Below are 13,983 nucleotides of genomic sequence, written 5' to 3'. Positions count from 1 at the left end.
GCTGTCGCCTCGTACGTGGCGTGGCGGGGACCCCGCTCGGTGGGTCCCTGCTCCCAGGGGTGCCGCCGGTCCCTGCCGCCCTGGAAGGCAGCGATAAGGAGCCCGCGCGTGCTCGATCAAGGCGCACCCCCGCACAACCCAAGCCAGTCCGCCGCCCCCGCGCCCGCCGGCGTCGGCGCGCGCCTGATGCGTCGCAAGCCGGTGGAACACCTGGTCGCAGAGGGTGGCCAGGGTGAGGGAGGGTCCCTGCGGCGCTCTCTCGGCATGTGGCAGCTGACCATGATCAGCATCGGCGCCACCCTCGGCACCGGCATCTTCGTGGTGCTCGGCGACGCCGTCCCGGAGGCCGGCCCCGCCGTCACCCTGGCCTTCGTGATCGCCGGTCTCACGGCGCTGTTCTCGGCCCTGTCCTACGCCGAGCTGGCGGGCAGCATCCCGGTCGCCGGCTCCTCGTACTCGTATGCGTACGCAACGATGGGCGAGCTGGTCGCCTGGATCTGCGGCTGGTGTCTGGTGCTGGAGTACGGCGTCTCGGTGGCCGCCGTGGCCGTCGGCTGGGGCGAGTACCTCAACGAGCTGCTGAACGGGACCATAGGCGTCACCATCCCGGCCGTGCTGTCCTCGGCGCCCGGCGAGGGCGGGATCATCAACCTGCCCGCGCTGATCGTCGTCCTGCTGGCGATGGTGTTCCTGCTCGGCGGCGTCCGCGAGTCCGCCCGCGCCAACACGATCATGGTCGCGGTCAAGATCGCCGCGCTCGTGCTGTTCTGCGCGGTCGGGTTCATGGGCTTCAAGTCCGGCAACTACGCCGACTTCATGCCGCTCGGCATGGCGGGTGTGAGCGCCGCCGGCGCCACGCTGTTCTTCTCCTACATCGGCTTCGACGCCGCCTCCACCGCCGGTGAGGAGGCCAAGGACCCCAAGCGGGACCTGCCGCGAGCGATCATGCTGTCGCTGATCATCGTGACCGCGCTGTACGTACTCGTCGCGGGCGTCGCCGTCGGCGCCTGGCACTGGACCAAGTTCGAGGGCTCCAACGCCTCCCTCGCCGCGATCATGAACGACGTCAGCGGCCAGTCCTTCTGGGGCACGCTGCTCGCCCTCGGCGCCGTCATCTCCATCGCGAGCGTCGTCCTCACCGTGCTCTACGGCCAGACCCGCATCCTCTTCGCGATGTCCCGTGACGGCCTGGTCCCGAAGGCGCTCGGCAAGATCCACCCGAAGACCGGCGCACCCCGCCTCAACACGGTGATCGTGTCCCTCTTCTGCGGCGCGCTCGCCGCCCTCATCCCGCTGGGCAAGCTCGTCGACGCCACCAGCATCGGCACGCTGTTCGCCTTCGCCCTGGTCAACATCGCGGTGATCGTGCTGCGTTACACGCGGCCCGAGCTCGAGCGCACGTTCAGGGTGCCGTTGGGGCCGGTGCTGCCGATCCTGGGCTTCCTGTTCTGCGCGTACAACATGTTCAGCCTCGACACCGTCACCTGGGTCGTCTTCGGGTTCTGGATGGCCGCGGGTCTCGTGTTCTACTTCGTGTACGGCTATCGCCGTTCGCGTCTCGCCGCAGCGGGCGCACCAGTCGCGTCAGAAGTGAAGTGAACCACCCGCAGTGCTGAACGATCTCGACGAACGCATCGTGCACGCCCTCGCCGAGGACGCCCGCCGCTCCTACGCGGACATCGGGGCTCTCGTCGGCCTGTCCGCGCCCGCCGTGAAACGGCGCGTGGACCGGCTGCGCGCCACCGGGGCCATCACCGGGTTCACCGTACGGGTGGACCCGTCGGCCCTCGGCTGGGAGACCGAGGGGTTCGTCGAGATCTACTGCCGGCACAACACCTCGCCCGACACCATCCGGCGGGGCCTGGAGCGCTATCAGGAGGTCGTGGCCGCGTCGACCGTCACGGGTGACGCGGACGCGGTCGTCCAGGTCTTCGCCTCCGACATGCGGCACTTCGAGCGCGTGCTGGAGCGGATCGCGGGGGAGCCGTTCGTGGAGCGGACCAAGTCGGTGCTGGTGCTGTCTCCGTTGCTGCGGAGGTTCTCCTCCGGGTCTCCCACGTAGCACCCCGCCCGCGGGGCGATCCGGAAGCCGGTCGCGCCCGCGCCGCGGAGTCTCCAGGCCCCAGGGCGTTGCGCTCGCCCATGGCCCCGCGCCGCTACCGGAGGCGTTCGCGCACGGCCGACAGCATGCGCCGCACGGCCAGTGCATGGCCACGCGTGCCGATCACGCAGAGCCGGTAGAGGCGGCCGGCCAGGCCCGGGAAGGCGGCCCATGTCTCCGCGCGCACCCGGGTGCGTCCCGCGTCCGCCTCCTCCAGGCGGAACACCAGGGTGTACGTCGAGAAGCGGTGACTGCCGGTGAGGACCAGCTCCCTGCCCGGCACCGCCGCCGCCACCCGGAACCCGGGGACCGTCGACGCCTCCGTCGGCGGCCAGGGTCCCGACACGGTGCGGCAGGGGCAGCCGAGCAGCCGGGCGACGGCCTCGGCACGCCGGTGCCCGAAGCCGTGACGCACCGTCTCGGCGACCGCCCGCCAGACGGCGTCCGGTTCCGAAGCGACGAGTGACGTGTGGGCGTCGACGAACGGCAGGTCGGGTTTCGCTGTGGCGTCCATGCCGGCAGTCTCCCGCCCGGCCCCACACGCCGGCGTCCTCCCGCGGGCCGACGCCGCTCGCCGCTCGGCGGAGGACCGGGCGCCGGCCTCCTCCCCGGGGAGGGCGCCCTGCGACGGCAATATCGCTGGGCTGCCGGGTCCCGCCCGCCTACCATCGAGGCCATGACCTGGCGACATTGATATTCCAGCGCCGCCGCCCGAGGGCCGCCTCGGACGCCGCACCCCCGGCGTCCGAACAGTCCCTGCGGGAAGGCCTCATGACACTCTCACCTGCACGCGTGCCCTCCACCGGTGTCCGCCGCATCACGGCCACGCTGTACGGCTACGCGTTCCTCGACGACTTCGTCCTGCTCTACCCGGTGTACGCGCTGCTGTTCGCCGACACCGGTCTGTCGCTCTGGCAGATCTCCTCCCTGTTCGCCCTGTGGTCGCTGACCGGTGTCCTGCTGGAGGTGCCCTCCGGCGCCTGGGCCGACGCCGTCTCGCGCCGACTGCTGCTGTGGGTCGGCCCGCTGCTCACCGCCGCCGGATTCGGGCTGTGGGTGCTGGTGCCGTCGTACTGGGCGTTCGCGCTCGGCTTCGTGCTGTGGGGGGCCGGCGGAGCACTCGGCTCCGGCGCCCTGGAGGCCCTGGTGTACGAGGAGATGGACCGGCTCGGCGCCGCCGACCGGTACCCCCGGGTCATGGGCCGGGCCCAGGCGGCACGCCTCGTGGCCACGGTCCTCGCGGTGGGAATCGCCGGCCCGGTGTTCGCCACCGGCGGTTACCCGGCGGTCGGGGCGGCCAGTGTGCTGGCGGCCCTGCTGACCGCCGCCACGGCCACCCGGTTCCCCGAGCACCGGGCGCCGACGGCAGCGGGCGACAGCTGGACCGCGACGCTGCGGTCCGGGCTCGCCGCCGCCCGCCGCGACCGGTCCCTGCGTGGCGCGCTGCTGCTCGTGCCGGCCGTCGGCGCGGTATGGGGCGCACTCGACGAGTACACACCGCTGCTGGTGCGGGAGACCGGGGTGCCGGACGAACTGGTGCCTTACCTGATCATGCTGATCTGGGCGGGAGCCACCGCCGGCAGCCTGCTCGCCGGACGGGCCGCGTCCCTCGGGACCCGGGGACTGGCGGCGCTGCTCGCCGGCGCCGCCCTGGCCCTGGCCCTGGGGGCCGGTGCGGGCACACCCGTGGGGCTCGGCCTGGTGGCCCTCGCCTTCGGTGGCTTCCAGCTGGCCACCGTGCTCGCCGACGTACGCCTCCAGCACCGTGTCCAGGACGGCGAGCGGGCCACGCTCACCTCGGTCGCGGGACTGGGCACCGACCTGTCGACGATCGCCGTGTACGGCGGCTACGCGGTACTCGGTGGCGCCGCCGCGCACGGCACCGTGTTCGCCCTGTTCGCGGTGCCGTACCTGGTGACGGCAGTGCTGCTGAGCCGGGCGGCCGAGCCTAGAGCCGGGGGTGCCACGGCACGACCGTGAAGTCGCCCGTCCCCTTCTCGACCTTCTCGAAGGGGGCGGAGCTCACGCACCTGGGCAGCCCCTTCGTCTCGGCGGGGCTGCCCGTCGCCGCCCAGCTGTACCCGAGCCGGTCGTGGCGGCCCAGGTCATGGACGGTGACGCCGACCCGCTTGCCCTCGGCCCCCGGCAGGTCGGATTCGGTGATGACACCGGAGACGACGGCCACCTTGCCGCCGGTGACCAGGCAGTCGACCTTCGCCTCGGCCCGTGCGCCCTTGCCGTCGAGGTAATGGCTGAACGCGAAGGAACCCGTGGCCTTCGACGGGTCGGCGGCGTCCTCGGCCGCCAGGTGCGCGTCGAAGGTGAAGGTGATGTCGTCCCCGGCCGAGCGGTACAGACCGGCCGTTCCGGTGAGAGCAGCGGCCTCCTTCGGTGCGGCGGCCGCCCGGCGCTGCCGCGGTTCGTCCGACGCCGTCGCGGCCGCGGCCGCTCCGGCCGTGAGCAGCACTGCGGAGCCGAACAGGACGATCTTCCTACGGCGGTTCATCGGGGTCCTTTCCGCTGGTCGACTGGATGGTCACCACCCTGCCGATCCGGCGCCCGCGCCACATCGCACCGGAGACGGGACCCCGCCTCCGCCGTCCGGCGGGGCAACCTGCCGGACGGCGGGCTGCGAGGAGGAGCGGAGCTACGACCACGGTCGCGCAACGAATCGCCGCGCACCCCGTCCCGGACGCAACGAACCGCTCACCGGCGCGCAACGGCTCCTTCTTGTCCGCCCTGGTCAGCCGCCCGTACCGTCTACGTGGCCCTCCATATGGCCCCCAACCCCTTCCGTCCGGTGAGGATCACGCATGCGCACCGCCCTGCTCCAGAGCTCCGGCCGCCCCGGCTCGACCGCCGAGAACCTCAAGGTCCTCGACGAGGCCGCGGGCCGCGCCGCCGCCGCGGGTGCCGGGCTGCTGGTGGCGCCGGAGATGTTCCTGACCGGATACGCGATCGGCGACGACATCGCCCGCCTCGCCGAGCCCGCCGACGGCGACTGCGCGGACGCGATCGCCGAGACCGCGACGCGGCACGGCCTGGCGATCGCCTACGGCTACCCCGAGCGGGCCGGCGAGACGGTGTTCAACTCCGCCCAGCTGATCTGCGCCGACGGCACCCGGCTCGCCAACTACCGCAAGACCCACCTCTTCGGCTGCTTCGAGCGCGACCACTTCACGCCGGGCGAGCAGCAGATCGTCCAGGCCGAACTCGACGGCGTCCGCGTCGGCATCCTGATCTGCTACGACGTCGAGTTCCCGGAGAACGTCCGCGCCCACGCCCTCGCCGGCACCGACCTGCTCGTCGTGCCGACCGCGCAGATGCACCCCTTCCAGTTCGTCGCCGAGTCGATGATCCCGGTGCGGGCCTTCGAGAACCAGATGTACGTCGCGTACGTCAACCGGGTCGGCCGGGAAGGGGAGTTCGAGTTCGTCGGCCTCTCCACGCTCGCCGGCCCCGACGGCATCGCCCGCACCCGCGCCGGGCGCGGTGAGGAACTCGTCCTCGCCGACGTCGATCCCGCCTTCCTCGCCGCCTCCCGCGAGGCGAACCCGTACCTGCAGGACCGCCGCCCCGGTCTCTACGGGTCGCTGGTCTGACCCTCCCCCCCGCTTTCCCTGTCGCAGTCGCAGTCGCAAGGAGTCCGTACCCCATGACGTCCACGGTGCCCAACGCCGTCCAGCACGCCGACGAGCAGCAGCCGCCGATCACCATGTTCGGCCCGGACTTCCCGTACGCGTACGACGACTTCCTCGCCCACCCGGCGGGGCTCGGCCAGATACCCGCGACCGAGCACGGCACCGAGGTCGCGGTCATCGGCGGCGGGCTCTCCGGTATCGTGGCCGCCTACGAGCTGATGAAGATGGGCCTCAAGCCCGTCGTGTACGAGGCCGACCAGATCGGCGGCCGGCTGCGGACGGTGGGCTTCGAGGGCTGCGACCCGTCGCTGACCGCCGAGATGGGCGCCATGCGCTTCCCGCCGTCCTCCACGGCCCTGCAGCACTACATCGACCTGGTCGGACTCGAGACCCGTCCGTTCCCCAACCCTCTGGCCGAGGCGACCCCTTCCACGGTCGTCGACCTCAAGGGCGAGTCTCACTACGCCGAGACGATCGAGGACCTCCCGCAGGTCTACCGGGACGTCGCCGAGGCGTGGAACAAGTGCCTCGAAGAGGGCGCCGACTTCTCCGACATGAACCGCGCCATGCGCGAGCGTGACGTGCCGCGCATCCGCGAGATCTGGGCGAAGCTCGTCGAGAAGCTCGACAACCAGACCTTCTACGGCTTCCTGTGCGACTCCGAGGCGTTCAAGTCCTTCCGGCACCGCGAGATCTTCGGCCAGGTCGGCTTCGGCACCGGCGGCTGGGACACCGACTTCCCCAACTCCATCCTGGAGATCCTGCGCGTCGTCTACACCGAGGCCGACGACCACCACCGCGGCATCGTCGGCGGTTCCCAGCAGCTGCCGCTGCGCCTGTGGGAGCGCGAGCCGGAGAAGATCGTCCACTGGGAGTACGGCACGTCGCTCGCCACGCTGCACGAGGGCGGACAGCCCAAGCCGGCCGTGACCCGGCTGCACCGCACCGCGGGCAACCAGATCACCGTCACCGATGCGAACGGCGACATCCGCACCTACCAGGCGGCGATCTTCACCGCCCAGTCCTGGATGCTGCTGTCCAAGATCGCCTGCGACGACTCGCTGTTCCCGATCGACCACTGGACGGCCATCGAGCGCACCCACTACATGGAGTCCTCGAAGCTGTTCGTCCCCGTCGACCGGCCGTTCTGGCTGGACAAGGCCGTCGACGACAGCGGAAATCCGACGGGCCGGGACGTCATGTCGATGACGCTGACGGACCGCATGACCCGCGGCACCTACCTGCTCGACGACGGCCCGGACAAGCCCGCCGTCATCTGCCTCTCCTACACCTGGTGCGACGACAGCCTGAAGTGGCTCCCGCTGTCCGCGAGCGAGCGGATGGAGGTCATGCTGAAGTCGCTCGGTGAGATCTACCCGAAGGTCGACATCAGGAAGCACATCATCGGCAACCCGGTGACGGTCTCCTGGGAGAACGAGCCCTACTTCATGGGCGCGTTCAAGGCCAACCTGCCCGGCCACTACCGCTACCAGCGGCGTCTGTTCACCCACTTCATGCAGGACCGGCTGCCGGAGGACAAGCGCGGCATCTTCCTCGCCGGTGACGACATCTCCTGGACGGCCGGTTGGGCCGAGGGCGCCATTCAGACCGCGCTGAACGCGGTCTGGGGCGTCATGCACCACTTCGGCGGGGCGACCGACGCGACCAACCCGGGTCCGGGTGACGTCTACGACGAGATCGCGCCGGTCGAGCTGCCGGAGGACTGAGCCCAAAGGGGCTCAGATCCCGGCGGTCCGCACCGCCTCGTACACCTCGGCGGCGACGTCCTTCAGCTCCTGTCCGTCCCGCGCCGTGCTCTGCAGGTCGAGGAAGAACTCCTCGACTCCGCAGGCGGCGTGGGCGGCGAGATCCTCGACGATCTGACCGACGTCACCTTGGAAGGGAGCACGGTCGCCGCCGTCGTACGCCTTGGGTGTGTACTGCGTGTTCACCCGCGCCACCGCCCGGATCGGCTCCGTGCGGCCGCGCTCGGCGGCGACGTCCCGCACCCGCCGCCACTGCTCGGCGAGCTGATCGGCGCCCATGGCCACGGGGAGCCAGCCGTCGGCGCGGTCGACCAGCCGGGTCAGCGCCTTCTTGCTGTTGGCCGGCAACAGCACCGGGATCGGCCGGGCCGGCTTGGGCCCGACGACGGCCGACGCGATCTTGGTGATGTAGCCGTCGTACGACACCGGATCCGGGCCCCAGACCGCCCGGCACACGTCGAGGACCTCGTCGAGGATGCGGCCGCGCTCCTCGAAGGGGGCGACGCCCGCCGCCGCGTACTCGTCGAGCGACCAGCCCGTGCCGAAGCCCACCGTCACCCGGCCGCCGCTCGCCGCGTCCAGCGTGGCGAGCGCCTTGGCCAGCTGGAAAGGGTTGTGCAGCGGGGCCACCAGGACGCCCGTGCCGAGCCGCGCGCGCTCGGTCGCCCCGGCGGCGAGGGTCAGGGTCACCAGGGGGTCCGGGACGCCCCGGTAGTGGTCGGGCCAGGGCAGGCCCGGCACCCCGTACAGGCCCTGCGTGGCGGGCTCGGGGAACAGGGCCCGCTCGTAGACCCACAGGCTCTCGTAGCCGATCTCCTCGGCGGTTCGCGCCACGTCGGGTACGTCGCGTCCGATGTCGTACTGCGGTGCTTGGGGGAGGCTCAGTCCCAGACGGATGGCCATGCCTACGCTCCTTCGCGTCGAATCGCCCAAGGGCAGTTCAACGCTCAACATAACGCGAGCGCAAGGGGATTGAGCGTTCACGCGCCGGGTGTGGCCGAGATCAGTCCGGCAGTGGCGTGAGCAACATGCGTCCCGAGAATCCCACCACCGCGTCCAGCCGTTCGGTGAACTCCTCCACCAGGTCCGGGAGTCGGCGCAGCGCCCACAGCGCCCGCGCCGCCGACCATGTCGCGTCCCGGGCTCGCTCAAGGCTCCAGGAGCCCAGCAGATGGGTGAGCGGATCGGCGATCTGCAGCAGATCGGGACCCGGCATCAGCTCTTCGCGGATGCGCTCCTCCAGCGACACGAGGAGATCACCCACCCGATCGAACTCGTCCTCCAGGTCGGCCGGTTCGCAGCCGAGGCTACGACAGGTGTCCACCACGGCGAGCGCCAGATCGTGCCCGATGTGCGCGTTGATGCCCGCGAGCGCGAACTGCAGCGGTCGTACGCCGGGATGGCGGCGCATCTGGAACAAGGGACGCCAGCAGGCGGGCGGACGCCGATCGTCCTCAGCCTGTTCCACCGCCGTCAGATACCGCTCCGCGAACAGCGCGTCCAGCGTGATCGCGGCCCGCGTGTCCGCGAACCGGCCGCGGTCGATGTCCCGGTCCAGCGCCTGGGTGACGGTGAGGTAGACGCGGTTGAAGACCGCGACCCCGTCCCGCTCGGGCAGTGTCGCGTCGAGGGCGCGCATACGGCGGATGATCGCGTCCACGGGTGTGGTGAATTGTTCGCATTGCGCCATGGGGGCAGAGTCCCAGCTTTAGGCTGACGGCGGTGTCGGCGGGACCGGCGCTTCCCCAGAACGGGGGAACGGGCCCGCCGTCGGGGGAGGGGGAGCGGAACGGTGCCTGGCTTACGTGCCCAGCGACTGGCCGCGCGCAGGTCCGAGCGCAGGAGGGCGGCACGGCGCCACGCCATGGTCGTGGCGGCCACGGTCGTCGTCGCCGTCGGCACCGTGACCGGCATGGTGTCCGCGCTCGACGGCACAGGACGTACCGACGAGGCCGCGCCGCCGAACGTGACGCGTTCGCCGAGCCTGCGGTCCCTGCCGCTGATGCCCTCGCCGTCCCCGTCGGCCACGAGGTCCACCTCGCCCACGCCCGCTCCACCGACGCCGAAGAGCGAGCCCACCCTTGGGCCGCCCTCGCCGACCGTGACGGAGAAGACGCAGGAGCAGCGGGCCGCCGTGTCCGCCCGCCTCTACCGCCATCCCGATTCCCAGGTGCTCGACTGGGTCCGCGACCACCTCGACGACCCACGCCACGCGGTCATCCGGTCCCGGATCGCCGAGCAGCCGGCCGCGGTCTGGTTCGCCGACTTCACGCCGGACACCATCACCGCCCGGGTCCGCGCGGTCACCTCGGGCGGATCGGCGCTGGGCCGGGTGCCCGTCGTCGTGCCGTACGCCGTCCCGGGCCGGGACTGCGGAGGGCACTCCCAGGGCGGGGCGCCCGACCTCGCCGCCTACGACGCCTGGATCGACCGGTTCGCCGCCGGGCTCGGCTCCGGCGATGTCATCGTGATCCTGGAGCCGGACTCCATAGCCCAGTCCGAGTGCCTCTCCGCCGCTGAACGCGCCGACCGCTTCGCCTCGTTGGCCCGCGCGGGCCGTGCCTTCAAGACCGCGAACCCCCGGGCCCGCGTCTACTACGACGCCGGGCACTCGGGGTGGAACGCCCCGGGGGAGCAGGCGGAGTGGCTCAGGCAGGCCGGCGCGGCCTCACCGGCGTCCTCCGACGGCGTCTTCAGCAACGTCTCCAACTTCCACACCACGGCCGCCGAGATCGCCTACGACCGGCAGGTGCTGGACGCCCTGGGCGGCCCGCCCGGCCTCGGTGCCGTCATCGACACCAGCCGCAACGGAGCCGGCGCCCCGCCGGACGGGGAGTGGTGCGATCCCGCCGGCCGCAAGCTGGGCCGGGCGCCGACGCTCAGCACGGGCGAGGCACGGATCGACGCCTACCTGTGGGTGAAGCTGCCGGGGGAGTCGGACGGGTGCAAGGGCAGGCCGGGGACCTTCACGGCCTCGTACGCCTATGACCTGGCGCGCTGAGTCCCCTCGCCGGTGGCGCTGCCCTCGCCGGTGGCGCTCGCCTCGTCGTAGGAGGACGTGCCCTCGTCCAGCAGCGGGTGCTGGGTCTTGAGGTGGGCAGGGGCGAAGGTCCGCAGCGCGTGGTAGCCGGTGATGACCACCAGCGTGCCCAGCGCGATGCCGCTCAGCTCGAAGGTGTCGGTGAACTCCAGCGTGACGTTGCCGACGCCGATGATGATGCCCGCCGCGGCCGGGACGAGGTTGAGCGGATTGCGCAGGTCCACCTTGGCGTTGATCCAGATCTGCGCGCCGAGCAGGCCGATCATGCCGTACAGGATGACGGTGATGCCGCCGAGGACACCGCCCGGGATCGCGGCGACGACAGCGCCGAACTTGGGGCAGACGCCGAAGAGCAGCGCGAAGCCGGCGGCGGCCCAGTAGGCGGCGGTCGAGTAGACGCGGGTCGCGGCCATCACACCGATGTTCTCGGAGTACGTGGTGTTGGGCGGGCCGCCCACCGCCGTGGAGAGCATCGAGGCGGCGCCGTCCGCGGAGATCGCGGTGCCCAGGTTGCCGTCCAGGTCGTCGCCGGTCATCTCGCCGACCGCCTTCACATGGCCGGCGTTCTCGGCGACCAGGGCGATGACGACGGGCAGCGCGACCAGGATCGCCGACCACTGGAAGGACGGGGCGTGCAGATTGGGCAGGCCGATCCAGTCGGCCTCGGCGACACCGGACAGGTCCAGGCGCCAGTGGTCGGTGAGCTTGCCGCTCGCGTCGACCGAGTGGATCCTGCCGAAGATCCGGTCGAAGGCCCAGGAGATGCCGTATCCGAAGACCAGCCCCAGGAAGATCGCGATCCGCGACCAGAAGCCGCGCAGGCAGACGACCGCGAGTCCGGTGAACAGCATCACCAGCAGCGCCGTCCACTGGTCCTGAGGCCAGTAAGTGGAGGCCGTCACCGGGGCCAGGTTGAAGCCGATCAGCATCACCACCGCGCCGGTGACGATCGGTGGCATCGTCGCGTGGATGATCCGCGCCCCGAAGCGCTGGACGGCGAGGCCGACCAGGAAGAGCGCGGCGCCGACAACCAGGACGGCGCCCGTGACCGTCGCGCTCGAACCGCCGTCGGCCCGGATGACGGCGGCGACGCCGACGAAGGAGAGGGAGCAGCCGAGGTAGCTGGGCACCCGGCCCCGGGTGGCGAGCAGGAAGAGGACCGTCGCGACGCCGGACATCATGATCGCCAGGTTGGGGTCGAGCCCCATCAGGACCGGCGCCACGAAGGACGCCCCGAACATCGCGACCACGTGCTGGGCGCCGAGCCCGGCCGTGCGGGGCCAGGAGAGCCGTTCGTCGGGCCGGACCACCGCTCCGGGCGCCGGAGTGCGTCCGTCGCCGTGCAGTTTCCAGCGGACGCCGAGATCCATGGTGCGGTTCGCTTTCGTCGTGCGGGTGGGCGTTCGGACCATTGTCCGGGGGCGTCGGGCGCGGGGCCCACCGGGGCCGTGGGTGGTCGGCTGGGGGCCGGTGGGGGCCGGTGGGGGCCGGTCGGTGGTAGGCCGGGGCCGGTGTGGGCCGGTCGGTGGTCGGCCGGGGGCCGATGGGGTCCGAGCGGCGGCTGACCGGGAGCCGGCCGACGGCGAGCGGCGGCTGAGCAGGAGCCGACAGGGGTGCCGAACAGGCATGCTGAGCGTCCGCTTAGACTGGGATCTGTCAACTCGTACGTCTCAGGAGTCCCGCCCGTGACCGCCGAAGCCCCGATCGCGCCCGCCCTGTCCTATGGCCGGCTCGTCCCCGTCACCGTCCACTTCGACGACCTGGACGCGCTCGGCCTGCTGCACAACGCCCGCTACCCCCTGATGGTCGAGCGGGCCTGGGCCGAGCTCTGGCAGGAACACGGCTTCCGCTTCGAGGGCGACTGGGCGGCGGCCGGTGACGCCTGCAACGCGGTCAAGGAACTGCGCGTCAGCTACGAGGCGCCGGTCACCAGGCCGGGCGCCTACGCCGTCCACCTGTGGCTGGAACGGCTCGGCAACACCGGCCTCACCTACGGCTTCCGCTTCTGTTCGGCCGACGGGGCGGTCACCTACGCCCACGGCAGCCGTGTGCTGGTGCGGCTGGACGCCGGGACGCTGCGGCCGGCGCCGTGGAGCGACGCCTTCAGGGCCGCGGGTCGGGAACTGCTGCGTCCGGCCGACTGACCTTCGTACGGTCGCGGTCACCGGAGCGCAGCACGCTCGCGCACACCACGAGGCCGAAGGACAGCGCGGTGACCAGGCAGAAGGACACCACCAGGCTGGTGGCCTGGGCGATCCCGCCGATCGCGCTGGGTGCGATCAGGCCCGAGGTGTAGGTGATGGTCGCGACGCCCGCGATCGCCTGGGAGGGGTTGGGGCCGCTACGGCCCGCCGCCGCGAAGCACAGTGGCACGACGACCGCGATGCCCAGTCCCAGCAATCCGAATCCCGCCATCGCAGCGGCCGGGTGGTCCGACGCGACGATGAGCACACCGCCGAGGGTGGCGAGGACGCCGCTGAAGCGGACGGTGCGGACGGCTCCGAAGCGGTCCACCACCCTGTCGCCGGCGATCCGGGCGAGCGCCATGGTGAGCGTGAAGCCCGTGGTGCAGGCCGCCGCGAGGCCGGCCGAGGTGCCGAGCTGGTCCTGGAGGTAGACCGCCGACCAGTCCAGGCTCGCCCCCTCCGCGAAGACCGCGCAGAACCCGATCGCACCGATGAGCAGGGCGGAGCGGGGCGGCAGCGCGAACCGGGGCGGCGGCTCCTCGTCCTCGGCGGGCTGAAGGTCGAGCACCCACTGGCAGGCCAGGATGCCCAGGAGGGTGAGGGCCGTCGCGGCGAGCGCATGGTGCAGCCGGGCGTCGGTGCCCAGGTGTGCGGCGAGCGTGCCGGCCGCCGAGCCGACCAGGGCGCCGGCGCTCCACATGCCGTGCAGGCCCGACATGATCGACCGGTCGAGGCGGTTCTCGACCTCCACACCGAGCGCGTTCATCGCGACGTCCGCCATGCCCGCGGTGGCGCCGAAGGTGAACAGGGCCAGGCAGAGCGTCAGGAGGTCGGGTGCCACGGACGGCAGGATCAGGGCGAGCGTCCACAGGGCGATCAGTGCGCGCAAGGCGTTGCGGGCGCCGAAGCGGTGGGTGATGCTGCCCGCGACCGGCATCGCCAGGGACGCGCCGAGCGCCGGGAAGGCCAGGGCGAGGCCCAACTGGCCCGCGCTGACCCCCGCATGGTCCTGGATCCACGGCACCCGCGTCGCGAAGGAGCCGGTGACAGCGCCGTGCACGGCGAAGACGGCCGCCACGGCGTACCGGGCGCGCTTCACTTCGCGCAGGTCGTAGACCACTTGACTCATGTGCGACCCTTCCTGGTCCTCGGTCACCGACCCCTACCGCCCTGAGCATGTGCCGCGGCGTAAACTATCAGGGTCCCTTCCTGATAGATAGGGGATTTACCGGCCGCCCAGTACGGCGCC

Annotated in this window: 13 protein-coding genes; 7 read left to right on the top strand and 6 right to left on the bottom strand. The window is 71.8% G+C overall.

What is annotated here, in order from left to right; genetic code table 11:
* Window positions 1–108 precede the first annotated feature (108 nt).
* Both ACWCPI_RS20010 and ACWCPI_RS20005 read left to right on the top strand, forming a co-directional pair.
* Entirely contained in the window at window positions 109–1,599 is a 1,491-nt protein-coding gene (locus ACWCPI_RS20010) for an amino acid permease (RefSeq protein ID WP_451039382.1), read from the top strand.
* Between the two features lie 10 nt (window positions 1,600–1,609).
* Window positions 1,610–2,062 carry an Lrp/AsnC family transcriptional regulator gene (locus tag ACWCPI_RS20005; protein ID WP_388807160.1) on the top strand — a complete coding sequence of 151 codons (453 nt, stop codon included), beginning with the start codon at window positions 1,610–1,612 and terminating at the stop codon, window positions 2,060–2,062.
* A gap of 94 nt (window positions 2,063–2,156) precedes the next feature.
* On the opposite strand, the gene ACWCPI_RS20000 is transcribed toward ACWCPI_RS20005, so the two are convergent.
* The gene (locus ACWCPI_RS20000; RefSeq protein ID WP_451039381.1) at window positions 2,157–2,615 is read right to left on the bottom strand and encodes a hypothetical protein; all 459 of its coding nucleotides are present in this window, start codon (window positions 2,613–2,615) and stop codon (window positions 2,157–2,159) included.
* A 257-nt stretch (window positions 2,616–2,872) separates the two neighbouring features.
* Here ACWCPI_RS20000 and ACWCPI_RS19995 point away from each other — a divergent pair, with 257 nt between their 5' ends.
* Window positions 2,873–4,081 (top strand): MFS transporter, encoded by a 1,209-nt coding sequence (locus ACWCPI_RS19995; protein WP_451039380.1) that lies wholly within the window; start codon window positions 2,873–2,875, stop codon window positions 4,079–4,081.
* On the opposite strand, the gene ACWCPI_RS19990 is transcribed toward ACWCPI_RS19995, so the two are convergent.
* Entirely contained in the window at window positions 4,050–4,607 is a 558-nt protein-coding gene (locus ACWCPI_RS19990; protein WP_451039379.1) for a Repetin, read from the bottom strand. The two genes, ACWCPI_RS19995 and ACWCPI_RS19990, sit on opposite strands and share 32 nt — an antisense overlap.
* Window positions 4,608–4,914: 307 nt before the next feature.
* Here ACWCPI_RS19990 and ACWCPI_RS19985 point away from each other — a divergent pair, with 307 nt between their 5' ends.
* Both ACWCPI_RS19985 and ACWCPI_RS19980 read left to right on the top strand, forming a co-directional pair.
* Window positions 4,915–5,703, top strand: a complete 789-nt coding sequence (locus ACWCPI_RS19985; RefSeq protein ID WP_451039378.1) for a carbon-nitrogen hydrolase family protein — start codon at window positions 4,915–4,917, stop codon at window positions 5,701–5,703.
* A 53-nt stretch (window positions 5,704–5,756) separates the two neighbouring features.
* The gene (locus ACWCPI_RS19980) at window positions 5,757–7,469 is read left to right on the top strand and encodes a flavin monoamine oxidase family protein (protein WP_451039377.1); all 1,713 of its coding nucleotides are present in this window, start codon (window positions 5,757–5,759) and stop codon (window positions 7,467–7,469) included.
* Between the two features lie 12 nt (window positions 7,470–7,481).
* Here ACWCPI_RS19980 and ACWCPI_RS19975 read toward each other — a convergent pair whose 3' ends face one another.
* Window positions 7,482–8,411 (bottom strand): LLM class F420-dependent oxidoreductase, encoded by a 930-nt coding sequence (locus ACWCPI_RS19975; RefSeq protein WP_451039376.1) that lies wholly within the window; start codon window positions 8,409–8,411, stop codon window positions 7,482–7,484.
* A gap of 100 nt (window positions 8,412–8,511) precedes the next feature.
* Window positions 8,512–9,198 carry a DUF5995 family protein gene (locus tag ACWCPI_RS19970; RefSeq protein ID WP_451039375.1) on the bottom strand — a complete coding sequence of 229 codons (687 nt, stop codon included), beginning with the start codon at window positions 9,196–9,198 and terminating at the stop codon, window positions 8,512–8,514.
* A 174-nt stretch (window positions 9,199–9,372) separates the two neighbouring features.
* Between ACWCPI_RS19970 and ACWCPI_RS19965 the strand changes: the two genes are divergently transcribed.
* On the top strand, window positions 9,373–10,509 hold the full coding sequence (locus ACWCPI_RS19965) for a glycoside hydrolase family 6 protein (protein WP_451039553.1): 1,137 nt from the start codon (window positions 9,373–9,375) through the stop codon (window positions 10,507–10,509).
* On the opposite strand, the gene ACWCPI_RS19960 is transcribed toward ACWCPI_RS19965, so the two are convergent.
* Entirely contained in the window at window positions 10,491–11,918 is a 1,428-nt protein-coding gene (locus tag ACWCPI_RS19960) for a uracil-xanthine permease family protein (RefSeq protein WP_451039374.1), read from the bottom strand. The two genes, ACWCPI_RS19965 and ACWCPI_RS19960, sit on opposite strands and share 19 nt — an antisense overlap.
* Before the next feature lie 315 nt (window positions 11,919–12,233).
* Between ACWCPI_RS19960 and ACWCPI_RS19955 the strand changes: the two genes are divergently transcribed.
* Window positions 12,234–12,692, top strand: a complete 459-nt coding sequence (locus tag ACWCPI_RS19955; protein WP_451039373.1) for an acyl-CoA thioesterase — start codon at window positions 12,234–12,236, stop codon at window positions 12,690–12,692.
* Here ACWCPI_RS19955 and ACWCPI_RS19950 read toward each other — a convergent pair.
* Window positions 12,652–13,863: an MFS transporter gene (locus tag ACWCPI_RS19950; RefSeq protein WP_451039372.1), complete on the bottom strand. Its 1,212-nt coding sequence runs from the start codon at window positions 13,861–13,863 to the stop codon at window positions 12,652–12,654. The two genes, ACWCPI_RS19955 and ACWCPI_RS19950, sit on opposite strands and share 41 nt — an antisense overlap.
* Between the last annotated feature and the right edge of the window lie 120 nt (window positions 13,864–13,983).

The sequence above is a fragment of the Streptomyces sp. NPDC001920 genome, from assembly GCF_053594495.1.
This window is presented reverse-complemented; position numbering and strand designations above follow the sequence as displayed.

What these genes read in the sequence shown, in the direction of transcription:
- ACWCPI_RS20000 (WP_451039381.1), bottom strand. Translation starts at nt 2,615, where the DNA reads ATGGACGCCACAGCGAAACCCGACCTGCCGTTCGTCGACGCCCACACG.
- ACWCPI_RS19995 (WP_451039380.1), top strand. Translation starts at nt 2,873, where the DNA reads ATGACACTCTCACCTGCACGCGTGCCCTCCACCGGTGTCCGCCGCATC.
- ACWCPI_RS19990 (WP_451039379.1), bottom strand. Translation starts at nt 4,607, where the DNA reads ATGAACCGCCGTAGGAAGATCGTCCTGTTCGGCTCCGCAGTGCTGCTC.
- ACWCPI_RS19985 (WP_451039378.1), top strand. Translation starts at nt 4,915, where the DNA reads ATGCGCACCGCCCTGCTCCAGAGCTCCGGCCGCCCCGGCTCGACCGCC.
- ACWCPI_RS19980 (WP_451039377.1), top strand. Translation starts at nt 5,757, where the DNA reads ATGACGTCCACGGTGCCCAACGCCGTCCAGCACGCCGACGAGCAGCAG.
- ACWCPI_RS19975 (WP_451039376.1), bottom strand. Translation starts at nt 8,411, where the DNA reads ATGGCCATCCGTCTGGGACTGAGCCTCCCCCAAGCACCGCAGTACGAC.
- ACWCPI_RS19970 (WP_451039375.1), bottom strand. Translation starts at nt 9,198, where the DNA reads ATGGCGCAATGCGAACAATTCACCACACCCGTGGACGCGATCATCCGC.
- ACWCPI_RS19965 (WP_451039553.1), top strand. Translation starts at nt 9,373, where the DNA reads ATGGTCGTGGCGGCCACGGTCGTCGTCGCCGTCGGCACCGTGACCGGC.
- ACWCPI_RS19960 (WP_451039374.1), bottom strand. Translation starts at nt 11,918, where the DNA reads ATGGATCTCGGCGTCCGCTGGAAACTGCACGGCGACGGACGCACTCCG.
- ACWCPI_RS19950 (WP_451039372.1), bottom strand. Translation starts at nt 13,863, where the DNA reads ATGAGTCAAGTGGTCTACGACCTGCGCGAAGTGAAGCGCGCCCGGTAC.